This is a genomic window from Burkholderia sp. COPS, from assembly GCF_019425585.1.
GTDB lineage: Bacteria > Pseudomonadota > Gammaproteobacteria > Burkholderiales > Burkholderiaceae > Burkholderia > Burkholderia cepacia.
Genome location: NZ_WIXR01000012.1, coordinates 99,988 through 113,067, shown reverse-complemented (window position 1 = coordinate 113,067; position 13,080 = coordinate 99,988). Strand labels below are relative to the sequence as shown.

General features: G+C 58.2%; 10 protein-coding genes. 3 read left to right on the top strand and 7 right to left on the bottom strand.

Annotation, left to right across the window (positions count from 1 at the left end):
- Positions 1-2: 2 nt before the first annotated feature.
- Entirely contained in the window at positions 3-821 is an 819-nt protein-coding gene (locus tag FOZ70_RS10015; protein ID WP_021160047.1) for a helix-turn-helix transcriptional regulator, read from the bottom strand.
- 77 nt (positions 822-898) lie between these two features.
- Between FOZ70_RS10015 and panB the strand changes: the two genes are divergently transcribed.
- Positions 899-1,756: a 3-methyl-2-oxobutanoate hydroxymethyltransferase gene (gene panB, locus FOZ70_RS10010; protein WP_059654107.1), complete on the top strand. Its 858-nt coding sequence runs from the start codon at positions 899-901 to the stop codon at positions 1,754-1,756.
- A gap of 47 nt (positions 1,757-1,803) precedes the next feature.
- On the opposite strand, the gene FOZ70_RS10005 is transcribed toward panB, so the two are convergent.
- Positions 1,804-2,295 carry an Lrp/AsnC family transcriptional regulator gene (locus FOZ70_RS10005; RefSeq protein ID WP_021160045.1) on the bottom strand — a complete coding sequence of 164 codons (492 nt, stop codon included), beginning with the start codon at positions 2,293-2,295 and terminating at the stop codon, positions 1,804-1,806.
- 156 nt (positions 2,296-2,451) lie between these two features.
- On the opposite strand from FOZ70_RS10005, the gene glmS reads away from it, so the two are divergent.
- Together glmS and FOZ70_RS09995 are read left to right on the top strand one after the other, a co-directional pair.
- Positions 2,452-4,281: a glutamine--fructose-6-phosphate transaminase (isomerizing) gene (gene glmS, locus FOZ70_RS10000; RefSeq protein WP_219705742.1), complete on the top strand. Its 1,830-nt coding sequence runs from the start codon at positions 2,452-2,454 to the stop codon at positions 4,279-4,281.
- Between the two features lie 232 nt (positions 4,282-4,513).
- Positions 4,514-4,720, top strand: coding sequence for a BPSL0761 family protein (locus tag FOZ70_RS09995; RefSeq protein WP_346656398.1), 207 nt, complete (start codon positions 4,514-4,516; stop codon positions 4,718-4,720).
- A 94-nt stretch (positions 4,721-4,814) separates the two neighbouring features.
- Here FOZ70_RS09995 and FOZ70_RS09990 read toward each other — a convergent pair whose 3' ends face one another.
- The 5 genes from FOZ70_RS09990 to FOZ70_RS09970 form a co-directional block, all read right to left on the bottom strand.
- On the bottom strand, positions 4,815-9,134 hold the full coding sequence (locus tag FOZ70_RS09990) for a hypothetical protein (protein WP_219705740.1): 4,320 nt from the start codon (positions 9,132-9,134) through the stop codon (positions 4,815-4,817).
- Between the two features lie 113 nt (positions 9,135-9,247).
- The gene (locus FOZ70_RS09985) at positions 9,248-10,090 is read right to left on the bottom strand and encodes a DUF4238 domain-containing protein (protein WP_219705738.1); all 843 of its coding nucleotides are present in this window, start codon (positions 10,088-10,090) and stop codon (positions 9,248-9,250) included.
- Between the two features lie 259 nt (positions 10,091-10,349).
- A complete protein-coding gene (locus FOZ70_RS09980; protein WP_219705736.1) occupies positions 10,350-11,006 on the bottom strand; it encodes a hypothetical protein in 657 nt (218 codons plus the stop codon).
- A gap of 186 nt (positions 11,007-11,192) precedes the next feature.
- Complete coding sequence (locus FOZ70_RS09975; RefSeq protein ID WP_219705734.1) at positions 11,193-11,750, bottom strand: hypothetical protein; 558 nt, start codon at positions 11,748-11,750, stop codon at positions 11,193-11,195.
- A 73-nt stretch (positions 11,751-11,823) separates the two neighbouring features.
- Positions 11,824-12,951 carry a hypothetical protein gene (locus FOZ70_RS09970; RefSeq protein WP_219705732.1) on the bottom strand — a complete coding sequence of 376 codons (1,128 nt, stop codon included), beginning with the start codon at positions 12,949-12,951 and terminating at the stop codon, positions 11,824-11,826.
- Between the last annotated feature and the right edge of the window lie 129 nt (positions 12,952-13,080).

The following is a 13,080-nucleotide window of genomic DNA, read 5'->3' as shown; positions in this document are numbered from 1 at the left end:
CGTCACGCGCTCAGCACGGGCCGGCGCGCTTCACGCTTCGCATACGCGCCGGGCGTCACGCGGAATTTCGCCTGGAACAGCGCGATGAACGACGACGTCGAGTCGTAGCCCAGTTGCGCGGCCACCGCGCCGATCGGCTCGCCCGCCTCGAGCAGCGGCAGCGACGCCAGCAGCCGCACCGCCTGCCGCCATTCGGTGAACGACAGCCCCGTGTCCTGCCGGAACAGCCGCGACAGCGTCCGTCGCGTCGCACCGACCTGATGCCCCCATTCGTCGAGATTGCGCGTATCGCCCGGATACGCATGCAACGCACGCGCGATTTTCAGCAGACGCGGATCGCGCGGCAGCGGCACCGTCAGCGGCGCCGCCCGCATCCGTGCGATCCGGTCGGCGATCAGGCAGACGAGCGCACCGTCCGGCCCCGTCTCGTCGTAGTTCACCGGCAATTCGGCCGTGGCGATCACCAGCTCGCGCAGCAGCGGCGTCATGCAGAGGATCGCGCAATCGTCGTGCACGTCGTCGCGCGCGATCGCCGCATCGAGATACAGGCTGTGGAACGCGACACAATCGCGCGTCGACACCGCATGCGGCACGTGCGGCGGTATCCACATCGCATAGTGCGGCGGCAGCAGCTGCCGGCCCGACGGCGTCGATACCTCGAGCACGCCGCTCGTCGCATACATCAGCTGCGCCCACGGATGACTGTGCGCGTCGACGCTCGCGTTGCCGGGAATCTCGAACGCACGCACATACAGCGGCCTCGGCAGGCGCGCCATCGGCGGCACCGCGTAAGGGTCACCCGATTGTCCCGCCAGCAACATAAGACGTCCTCCGAAGGTCATTGCACGAACGAGCGCGATGCTACCGTGGCGGCTCTTCTTTCACACGGCTTCAGCCCATGAGCGCTCATACCCGCACCACCCGCAAGACCGTCACCGCGATCCGTTCGACCAAAGGCGTCGGCAGCCTCGTCTCGCTGACCGCCTACTCCGCGCCGATGGCGAAACTCGTCGACGAAGTGGCCGACGTGATCATCGTCGGCGACTCCGTCGGCATGGTGCTGTACGGGATGCCCGATACGCTACGCGTCACGCTCGACATGATGATTGCACACGGCGCGGCCGTCGTACGCGGCGCCGCGCAGGCATGCGTCGTCGTCGACCTGCCGTTCTCGACTTATCAGGAATCGCCGGCGCAAGCGTATCGCTCCGCCGCGCGCCTGCTCGCCGAAACCGGTGCACAGGCCGTGAAGCTCGAAGGCGGCAGCGAGATGGCCGACACGATCCGCTTCCTGACCGAGCGCGGCATCCCGGTGATGGCGCACGTCGGCCTCATGCCGCAGCAGGCCAACGCGACGGGCGGCTTCCGCGCGCAGGGGATGGACCCGCGCTCGGCCGCGCAGGTGTTCGACGCCGCGTGCTCGGCCGAACGGGCCGGCGCGTTCAGCGTCGTCATCGAAGGCACCGCCGAAGCGCTCGCGCGCCACCTGACCGAAACGCTGACGATCCCGACGATCGGCATCGGCGCATCGCCGGCGTGCGACGGGCAGGTGCTCGTGACCGAGGACATGATCGGCGCTTTCGATGCGTACACGCCGCGCTTCGTGAAGCGTTACGCCGATGCGAACACCGTGATGCGCGACGCGATCCGCCAGTATGCGCACGACGTGCGGCAACACGTGTTTCCGGAGCCCGCGCATTGCTTCGGATATGGCAAGCCGCTGCAGCTGATCGAAGCGGCCGACGCGGCCGCGTAATCGAATCGCGAGCGCATCGCGCACGCCTCGCGAACCGTGCTATCGCTTCACGCGCGCTTGCGCATCGCATGCGTGACCCGCGCGTTCGCCTCGAATTTCGCGCGATGCGTCGAGAAGAACGTCCGCACGTTGCGGACGTTCGATGCGCCGGTGAACAGCCGGCGCGCGAATTCGTCGTATTCGGCGACGTCGGCCAGATCGGCCACCACGACGAAATCGGGCCCCGGCGACACGCGGTAGCACTGCGTGACCGCCGGCTCCGCGCACACGTACGCTTCGAACGCGTCGTAGTCTTCCGCCGTCTGCCGGTCGAGACTGATCTCGATCAGCGCGGTGACGGCCGTGCCGATCGCCACCGGGTCGAGCACCGCGACCTGCCGGCGGATCACGCCCGCCTCCGTCAGCCGCCGCACGCGGCGCATGCAGGTGGGCGGCGACGACAGCGCGCGCTCGGCGAGTTGCAGGTTCGACACCGACGCGTCGTCTTGCAGGATCGCGAGAATGCGCAGGTCGAGATCGTCGAGGGTGATGCCGGCCATCGGCGGCTCCTTTCGGTCAGGGCGTGAAATTTAATTTCAACATGATAGACGATCAGCTATCCATTTCATTTATTCGTATATTTTGAAATTTAATTCCATCCGACGCCCTCTACCATCGCTCTCACTGATCCAGACAGGACATTTACGGAGCGCGATATGTGTGGAATTGTCGGGGCGGTCGCCCAGCGGGACATCCTGCCGAACCTGGTCGACGGCCTGAAGCGGCTCGAATACCGCGGTTACGATTCATGCGGCGTGGTGGTCTACCGCGACCGGGCGCTGGCGCGCGCCCGCAGCGTCGACCGCGTCGCAAACCTGCAGCGCGAGATCGCCGGGCAAGCGCTGTCGGGCTACACCGGCATCGCGCACACGCGCTGGGCCACGCATGGCGCACCCGTCACGCTCAACGCGCATCCTCACTTTTCGCCGAGCGACGCGAACGCGCGCATCGCGCTGTCGCATAACGGGATCATCGAGAACTGCGATCAACTGCGCGCCGAACTGCAGGCGCAAGGCTACGTGTTCGCGAGCCAGACCGACAGCGAGGCGATCGCGCACCTGGTAGACCACCTGTATGACGGCGATCTGTTCGAGGCGGTACGGCGCGCGGTCGCGCGACTGCGCGGCAGCTATGCGATCGCGGTGATGTGCCGCGACGAGCCGCACCGGATCGTCGGCGCGCGTGACGGGATGCCGCTCGTCGTCGGTGTCGGCGAGGGCGAGAATTTTCTGGCGTCCGATGCAATTGCGCTGTCGGGGATCACCGATCGGATCGCGTACCTCGAGAACGGCGACGTTGCCGATATCCAGCTGCATCGCTACTGGATCGTCGATGCGAACGGCCAGCGCGTCGAGCGCGCGGTGCAGCGGGTCGCCGCACATAGCGGCGCGGCCGATCTCGGGTCGTATCGCTACTACATGCAGAAGGAGATCTTCGAGCAGCCGCAGGCGGTGGCCGATACGCTGCTCGATGTGTCTTCGATCATGCCGGAGCTGTTCGGCGATGGTGCGTGGCGGGTGTTCAACGACGTCGATTCGGTGCTGTTGCTCGCATGCGGCGGGAGTTATCACGCGGCGCTCACGGCGAAGTACTGGATCGAGAGCATCGCGAAGCTGCCGGCCAGCGTGGAAATTGCAAGCGAGTTTCGTTATCGCGACAGTGTGCCGAATCCGCGCACGCTCGTCGTCGCAGTATCGCAAAGCGGCGAGACGGCCGACGTGCTCGGCGCCGTGCATGTCGCGAAGCAAAGCGGGATGATGCATACGCTCGCGATCTGCAACGTTGCGACGAGCGCGTTGATGCGGGAATGTGCGCTGCAGTTCGTCACGCGCGCGGGGGTCGAGATCGGGGTGGCTTCGACGAAGGCCTTTACGACGCAGCTCGTCGCGCTGTTTCTGCTCACGCTATCGCTTGCGCAAGTGCGTGGACGGCTAAGCGACGACGCGGAGAAGGAACATCTGCGGGCGCTGCGGCATCTGCCCGATGCAATGTCGAAAGTGCTCGCGCTGGAACCGCAGATCATGGCGTGGTCGGAACTGCTCGCGAGGCGCGACAACATGCTGTTTCTCGGGCGCGGGATGCATTATCCGATCGCGCTCGAGGGCGCGCTGAAGATGAAGGAGATTTCTTATATTCATGCGGAGGCTTATCCGGCCGGGGAGCTGAAGCACGGGCCGCTGGCGCTCGTCAGTAACGAGATGCCGGTGATCGCGGTGGCGCCGAATGACATGCTGCTCGAGAAACTCAGGTCGAACATGCATGAGGTCAGTGCGCGGAATGGCCGGCTTTTTGTGTTCGCGGATGTGGACTGCGGGTTGGTGCCGGGGGATGGGATCGAAGTCATTCGGCTCAACGAATACTACGGGCCGCTTTCGCCGATTCTGCATACGGTGCCGATGCAACTGCTGGCGTATCACGCGGCGTTGGCGCGGGGGACGGATATCGATAAGCCGAGGAATCTGGCGAAGTCGGTGACGGTGGAGTGAGGGGGGGCGACAAGGCGGGGAGCGTGCTCAGGTGCATTAATTTCGGTTACGAAGCCCCGATTCAGTTTTGGTTACGCGGCTCTTTCCGGCCGCTGAGCCACACCTGGCAAGCGGTAACCAAAACTAATGTCTCAGGTCAGTTCGTCTTTGAATGCTGAGTACGTCTGGAAGAGATGGTGCGAACTGAACGAGGTCACGTCATACACCGACGTGACCAAACGTCTGCTTGACGGTGCTGACGATGACGCCCCCACGTGAGCGCACGAAAGCCGTTGTCGACACGCGAGAATTCTTGCTGATGCTCGCTTCTGCCGACGAGGTAACCGTCCGAGGCGTTCAAACGATGGCGATGCGCCTACTCAGGCACTATCCGCTGGACATCGACCTCGACGTTTCGGCCGCTGCATTGCCGGGTGTCTGGGCGATTCCCGAACGCTGAAGACGTATCGGGACCGTAGCGGTATTGCGTCGTCAAGGCGGGCGATTTATCAGAAGGATTCCGCTGCGATACCATTCCGTCATGACCACCTGACTCATCCTTGTCGGTGTCGAGGGTCAGAAAAGTCGATGCCGACGACTGTCAATCCAAGGACGTTGTCCGGGAACAGTGAAAGCAACTCGCTCGCCCTTGCCTGAAGAAGCGAGATAAGTTCTGGGAAGCGGATAAGCGCGTTATCACTTGGACGTCTCCATTTTCGCGTCGGTTCAGTGTTGCCAACAGCATAGATGCCATAGTTGACACCTTCGGCCCGCAAATACTGGCCAACGAGCTGTATCTCCAAACGTTCCAGCAGCTGCTCGACCGTCCAACCAAGGTTCGCTAACTTCACTTCAACTGGAACAGCATTAAGCCCAGGAACCTCGATGCGAAGGTCTGGTCGCTGGTTCAGGTCTACCGTGGATTCTTGGGTAACCGCAAACCAGCTCAGGGACCGGTCGTCGAGTTGCCGTTTGAGGAATCCCTGAAAGTGCGCTTCTTTGTCGTCGGCGCGTACCTGCAGTCGGTCAGTCGCATTCTCAGAAATCTCTACATTGGCCTTAATCTCGACGAGGAGACGAGTCGCCAGCTCGTATAGCTGGTAGTTCGAGCGAGGCTTGTGCCGATAGTGGGTGCCGAATGACCGTACGTCTTCTGGGAACCAGGCCGTGGGGTCAGCTTGCTTACCGTTTCTCTCGTCCTGTATGCTCCAAATCCATTCAATGTCATCTGGCAGAGTTCTGTTCTCAAGGAAACCTCGCAATACTGAGTCGCATTCCGGCGAATCCGATGTGCGCAGCACTTCCCACAGCCTCGCTCGAAAGTCCTGTGCGTCGTCGCGAGCGACAGGCGAATACGCTCCCTGGTTTGTCCGGTCAATATCATCTTCTCGACGAACATGCCGGCAGACCAAAGGAAGCAGGCGGGCCAAGGACGCTGGCGACAGATACGAAGCGCGCCCCACCGGTACCTCTCCGCCGAAGCGGCCACCTAGACTCGCACAGAGCGAAATGACCAGGTCGTCGGCTTCCCCCTGAGCGGGGCAGCCCGCCACAACGGATTCGAGATGCGCAATCGCCGGCAAGGCGTCCAATTTGAGCCACACACTCATCCATGTCCGCCAGCGGCCGTGGGAGGGTACATATTGCTTCACTCGGGTTTGCGCGAGGCTCGCAAGGTCGTCATAGTATGCATCACTCGTTCGCAGCAGCGCTGTTGTAGCCTGCTTGAGAACGTCATTGTGCAGTGGGTCAACACTCGACAAGGTGCGCCAGACGGCAATAGCAGACGCTCTAGTTGGCGATTTCGCTGCGGCCAGCTTGGAGGTCACCTCATAGACGTGCGGCAGGTCAGCAGCATATTTGAATTCGGTATCTATAGCAGGAGACAGAGCGTCCGCCACCTCGTCTGGAAACGCTTGCGCGAGAGCTTCGAACCATTCCGGCAGGCCGTTGAGTTCACAACAAGCAAACCTCACCGCACGCGTCACATCGGCTTCTCTAAAGTCGGCAAACGTTAGACGGCCGGCCTTCCATTCCGATTGAAGCGCAATCAGACCAAAGGTCGACCGAACATCGACAGAATTTTTTTCTTTCCGTTCGTGTGGTAGCTCTGGAGAATAGGTCAGCCAGAAATTGAGGCACCCCGCTTCAGCAGCCGCAGCCGGCGCGCGCCCCCACTTGGCGCGAACTTTCTCCCAAGCCACCACGCCGTATTTCGTCGCACTGCTATCGTGCATTACTTCAACCAGGTAGCGAATAGCACGTGGGTACTGGCCCGAACGAATTCCTGAAAGATGAGTCCACAACCACAGCTTCCATCGAATTTCGTTTCGTCGACGCTCCCACGTCATTTTCCTCATTGTCCACCAGTGGGCATCGAGGAAGCGTTGACGCACATACTTGTCATATCGCCTATGAAATGGCGCTATCACTCGGTTCTTAAGATGCGAGAGGACAAATGGACGAAGGTCCTCGCGAGTCAATGTCCGACGTAGCCGCCATACAACAGCTGATAGGGACTTATGCGTCCTCCATGACAGTAAGAGAGCCGCCTCGATAGCGACCTGCCTGTCACCTGCGTCTGTGCAATTGAGACTATCAGAAATCATCCACTCCAAATCCGCGCGACTCCATGGGAGCACGCTGTGATAAGGGTCGAGCCTATGCGCTGGTGGCTCCTTTTTTTCAGTTGCTCGAAAGTGAGCAACACGTCGCCAAAAAATAGCTCGATGCATCCCAAGATTGCTTTCCAGTGCACCCCGAATTTTCTCCAGCTCCAGCTTCTCGTCGGAATCGCCTGCGCCCTCAAACATAGTCCTATGTTCGACTTGCAAGATGGCCTTGAATATCGCGTCGATTTCTGTATCGGAGTATGAAAATTTTTCTAAAGCAGCGGCCAGTGCTGGCGCGATAAGCTCTGAGACCCAGTAGTAATGTTCGGATATGCGGCGCGACGTACTAAGTGGCTCCCGCGCCAACATAGCGACGACGCCTTCCAGAAATGGCATCGCGTTGCTGTTGTCGAGAGACTCCGCCAGCTTAGACTTAATCGAATCCCGGAACTCTATTTCGCGGCGGCTTACGGACGTAGCCCTTTGAAGAAGCTCGAGAGCGCCATCGACGGATATGCAAGTCGGGAAAAGCGTCTCAAAGAGATAACCAAGAGTCTTATTGTCAATGTTCTCGACGAGCCGATAACCGTCTGCGAGCCGAAGTCTATGGGCTTCCGTCCCCGCATCGCGAACCGTTAGAACCGCATAGCGGCGTATATCCTCCGAAGTTGTAGCGCCTTCGAATAGCGCGACGACGCTTTCGACGCATTCCGTGAGCTTGCCCTCCATGACTATCATCAACAATCGGGCCTTCAAACCATCTGAGACTTCGTTGTCAAGAAGGTGGGTGGAAATATCTGCTGCAAGCCCGGAGTCTGCAATTCGAGCAAGAGATTCGAGGTCTACTTCGATTGGAACGTACTCGCGGCTTCGGTACTTTTTTACAATGGCCGCAAGAACTCGTTTGCGATAGTGAATCGGCAGCGCCGCCGGGTCCCCCCATTGAAGATGAATTTCCGGCGCCGTCTCTAACAATAGGTTTTCAAGCCGACCACGCCATGCAGAGGCATCAGGCTTCACCAGCCAAGCAGCAACGGGCTTCATCGAAGCGCGCAGCGTCGTTGTACCGTTAGACTGAGCGAACAGTAGTTCCCGCAGAGATTCAAACGGACAGTTATGTTCCATCAGGCGCTCAAACCAGGACGCAGCGAGGTACTCTACGTGTGACCGATGGTGGAAAGAAAGTGCACCGCGGCTTTCCGAATCGAATAACGCTCGGTCGAGCAACGCTCGCCTTTCCTGTGATGTCCAATCGCTCGGAAGAACAAGGTCGGCCGCGATGTGCCTTTGACCAGAAATATGAGCGTCGTCAGGGACAGCGAACTTTAGGTTCTTGCAAAGTACTGCCGCCGCCGCGAGATATTCGGCGCCTGCCCTCGCACGCTCGGGCGTCAAAGGGTCACTCCGCTCTTTGTTGGATACTTCGGCAAGTAGCTTCCGAACCATGTATTCCGTCAATGCCGTCAGACCGCTCAGCTGCCGATTTTCCTTCCAATAGCTGTACAGGCTTGCGACATCGAGCGGACGACCAGCAAAAGGCCAAGCATTGTGCTTACTCAACGCTTCCAGAAATTCCTGTGCATTCAGAATGCCTTTGCTCTGGGCGTAAATGCGAACCTGGTCCGGTGTGAGCGGAAGGATTGTGGTAACGAGAACCTCTTCCGGCGTCGCTTCCGGCTTTTCGGGCGGAGCTACGAACCGCTCTCTTATGGCGTTGCGGTCTGTCTGCGGGCGCCATTCACTAATTCTCGAGCTCACTACCAGCTGCGCCCGAAATCGAGCAGGACCGAGCGCTTTTCCAAGCCGGTCAAGCGCGGCGATGAAATCATCGTCGCGCTTTAACTTTGACTCATCGACTGAGTCAAGCAGGAAGAGCGCCGTACCGGTCGACTTCTTCCATCGCTCGAGTCTGGCTAACTCCTCGTCAGACAGGATAGCGTTGATGTCTTCGGTCACTAATTGTTCGAGACGCAAGAAAAAACCATCGGGACGACGGTGTTGTTGAGCGCGCAACTCCTCCGACTTCCCGCTGCCCGGTTCACCAAGTATAACGATTAAGCGGTGGCACAAAAGTTCCTGCCAGTCCAGTGTTGAATAATGGCTAGCGTATGCCGAAACATAGCTTTGATTCGCGATGTCAGCAATCGACTCTTCATCGCGATAACGCTGAAATCTTCGGCCGAGTTCAACGAAACCGACGTGCTTCTCGATAGACTCCGGTAAAGCTGCGTCTGCCGAAAAAAAAGTTGTCTTTGCGTCCACAGTTGCCCCCGGGCAATTTCGGTTGTTTTTTGCAATTTACGGTAACCCAGAGCGTCCCAATCAACCGCGCTCGTTCGCCGCGCGATAAGCATAGGGCGCAACTATCGGGAGCGCTAGCCGACGCGCAACGGGGGCTGCCATTGACGCCTGTTGATTCCCGTTCGGCGGACGAGGTTCTCGACAAGCATCGAATCTCTACCGAAAACGTAGTGCTGTGCTTGGTTGACCACCGCGAGGTTTACGCGTCGCACCTGGTCACGGGTAAGCGGCCTCTGCGCCATCTGGTCACCGATGCCAGACATTGCCAGCGCTGACGCTTGCGACAATGGAAGAATGGTTATCACCTCCGGCGAGAGGAAGCCTGCGCCAGCATATACGTCCTCTTCCGGCTGGTCCCGCCAAACCCTGCAAACTGGACTATCGCTAGTAACAAAGGAGATGCGCTCCGATTCGCGACGCCAGATAGTCCAGTTCAGTTGCAGGAAAACGTGAGCAAATCTCGGCGCATGTCGTAGCATCACGTCAATGGCCTCGACCCGCCCAACTGCTGCGTCCGGTGGTTCTGGGAGTGCCTCCACCTCCTCACGTCCGGCTCCATGCGCGCGAAAAGCCTCCAGCCAGGCTGCGTACGCGGGTGTTCGCGTGTGCTGAAACGCCACATATGTTGCGAGCACCATCCGGTCTTCGTCACTCAAGTCACCGCCGTTGTCGACACGCTGAATCGAGCGGCTGGCTGCCGTCTCGACCTCGCTGAGCGCCACTTCAATGTCAAAGAATCGGTTGCCCTGTTCATCCTCGTAGGCGTAATAGTCGCGCCGGTGAGCGACTTCTGCAGGTCGCTGAGTGCGATATGCATTCCGAACGCGGTCATAGACAGCAAGCCCTTGGGCGTCCTCGGCGCAAAAACCTTCGAGGTAAAAACGCGGGACGAAATGGTGATGCCGAGGCTTGTTCATCTGCGCTCCTCCGCTTCCAGGCGAACGCCCGTCTATGCACGTCGACTATCCACGGCGCCGTGCCGACCAGGGCATCATAATGGCTTGTATTGTGGGTTTCGTGAGCATCTCGGTCCCCGCTTCGTCGCTTATGCTTACGCTTTCGCGCTCCGGCCGCCTTTCCCGCGCCAGCGTGTCTGTGACTGGTTTGATACGGAGTCTATAGTCGCTGGCGGGCCGGGGTCGGGAGAGGCGGAAACTTTACTCGGGCTACCTGTTCTCAGCGCACGAACAATTCGTTTGCCGGATGTCTTAAGTCGCGATTCATTGCCTCAGAGGCTTGACGATGACGGTAGCTGAACCGTCGAAGAGAACGCTCGAGCACTTCGCTCGCGTAGGATGACAGTTCATAACGTTGCAGCATCTCATTCGCCACTTCGATATGTCCAAAAAATAGCAATGAGTTCAGTACGTGCTCCAACGCCAGTGGCTTATCCATGAGGTAGAAGGCGGATTGCCGCAATCTCGCTTCTCCAGCATCACCGTCGGCCACGAGGTCGCGAGTACATAGCTCTCGCTCTCTTTCAAATTCCTCGGTATGTCTAGAGTTGTTCCTTGAGAAGTAGTACAAAGCCCTGATTTCACCGAGCGCTTCTAGAGATATATTAGCCATGAGACTCGGCCAAATTTCGGCTCGCAACGCGGCGTGCGCACGTATTTCCTCCAGCAAACCTGAATCGTCGTTGCCGACTTCTGCATCGAGTAAGGCATCATTCCCGTCAGGCAAGGGAGCATGTCGTTTCTTCAAATCGTCAAGGTCAATAAATTTGCACCACGAATCGAAATAGAGAGTAAGCTGCGTTGTCTTCACATGAGCGAGCGCCCGAGGAGCCTCAATAATGGCAGCCATTTCGATGTTCGCCTCGATGACTTTCACCGCTCGAGAAAACTCGTTGGAACTGATATTAAAGTGCTTTCGAATCTCGGCCTTTGCTACATCGAACTCCCGTGTACCCCATGCGGCTCTCGGAGGTAGTTGATAGGCGATGCATACAAGGTCGAATCGCGAGAGCCGCGCAGTGTAAGTCCTGTGTCGATACTCATCACCAAGAAAATTTCCTTGTTAGTTCAACGCTTTCAAGCCCTCAATCAGTGCGGGAAATTTTCTCCAGAGAACTCCAAGGTTGATTATCGCAAGCTCCGTCAGGTGTTTTTGATTCTCCCGTCCAAACGGATAGCGAAAAACTTGCCCCGTGGCATCTACTTTTGCAAAATCCGATATAGCCGTGTCCAACGGCTCTATGACTGTCTTATAGCGCGAATCGAGCGTGACTGCGTGCTCCTTAAAATAACGCCATAATTTCCCGATATCGTGTGATGTCTGGACGTCGATGTCCGGCAGGCGATAATCATGATGAACCAGTGGGCGCAACGATTCGATAGCCGCCTTTATGTACAGTTCTATCGCGTGGCGCATGTTAAAGCAGATAGGGTAAACAAAGGTGTCTGTCGGATACTTCAGGCCTCGGTGACGCAGCACCTGCTCGAGCAGCACCTGCGCAGCGTTTGCAAAGCCTTCTGCATAATCCACGATGTCAGGCGAGCCGTTGTCCCCTACGCAAGCATTCGCCCACGACGGTTCGGCGTTTCTGAATGTTTCGTTGGCAAATTTCTGCGACATGTCGGATTGCAATAGCTAGCGGTCGGAGCATAATTTTACGCAACAGCTACGGCTTTGCCATGCCGAATGCGCATCAATACCCTTCCCCCTGCTCCCATAACCCACGAACGTCACGAGCGCCGAAGCGCAGTCGCGGGAACTCGCCGAGTTCGCGCGCGGCATCGAAGACCTGAAAATAGGCTCCAAGGAAACTGCCTTGATTTGGGCAGAAAGTCGTATATTTATGCAACTCGGCATAGTCGAGCGCGATACACGGCAGCTTCGTCTCGTCGAACGCACTAAATAAAGACTTGCTGTATTCGGCATAGGTATCGGTGAATAATTCTCGAACAATAACCAACGACAGAAGATGGTGCTTGCTGATGTCTACACGGACCTCGCGTTCACCAACCATCATGCGAAACGGCCGCGTGGCATCCGCGTAACCCACTGCGCCTACTACCTGCTTCAGGGCATCGTTTACCTGATGCACCGACATCAGCTTCTTCCTTTTCAAGGTGCGCTGTAGCGTTTTCTCTGTATTCGGTGAGTCCTTCGCCTGCACAATCAGACACAGGTCGTCGGTTATGACGATGACGTCCGCAATTTCTTCTTTGTCGTAGTGACGCCTCGGCGCGTGGTAAATCTGCTCGGGCTTGAAAACCCGCTGGAGCATCAAAATGATGTCAAGCTCCTGAAATGCTCCTGGCTCCTCCCGCTCCAGCGACGTGATTGCGTATCCCTGGCCGCCGTGAAACTGGTACATCTGTGGGCGTGTGTCGGTTATCGTCAAGTCCTCCGAAAACAATGGCTCCTCGAATCGCACGGAAATCGCGTCAGCGTCGTCGGCCACTGTTCTGAGGCCAAGCCACATGTTCGCCTGCTCATGTGCCTGACCGAAGCTTGAGTCACTTAGCGAGGTAAATCTCACGTGCTCCAAGCGCATCTGCGCCATCAGAGGAACATCGACCTCGGCTCTATAACCTAACAGCTCACGATTCTGCTCATCAAATATGTGAACCAGAATCTCACGCCGGCTCAACAGATACAGAAGGTCGAGGGATGGGCCGTCATCCGCCAAGAGACGCCATAACGTTAGCGGACAATCCTCGTCGTCAAAAAATGCGCTCATCAGCCCTACCGTTGACTGCCCGTTCAGTTCAACAGGGACGACGTAAATCTTGAATCCTCGATTCATCTTCGCCGGGAGGAGATAAGACACCGGCATCTTCAAGACGAGCCGCAACGTGCCCTCTTCCGGCGCACGTACACAATGGATACCCCCGGGATAGCCAAGGACCTCTCGATAAAGTTCTGGTCGTTCTATCGAAAGCACTGTCCAGTACCTCGC

Excerpts from the sequence above, each read along its gene's own strand:
- FOZ70_RS10015 (WP_021160047.1), bottom strand. The coding sequence starts at position 821 with ATGTTGCTGGCGGGACAATCGGGTGACCCTTACGCGGTGCCGCCGATG.
- panB (WP_059654107.1), top strand. The coding sequence starts at position 899 with ATGAGCGCTCATACCCGCACCACCCGCAAGACCGTCACCGCGATCCGT.
- FOZ70_RS10005 (WP_021160045.1), bottom strand. The coding sequence starts at position 2,295 with ATGGCCGGCATCACCCTCGACGATCTCGACCTGCGCATTCTCGCGATC.
- glmS (WP_219705742.1), top strand. The coding sequence starts at position 2,452 with ATGTGTGGAATTGTCGGGGCGGTCGCCCAGCGGGACATCCTGCCGAAC.
- FOZ70_RS09985 (WP_219705738.1), bottom strand. The coding sequence starts at position 10,090 with ATGAACAAGCCTCGGCATCACCATTTCGTCCCGCGTTTTTACCTCGAA.
- FOZ70_RS09975 (WP_219705734.1), bottom strand. The coding sequence starts at position 11,750 with ATGTCGCAGAAATTTGCCAACGAAACATTCAGAAACGCCGAACCGTCG.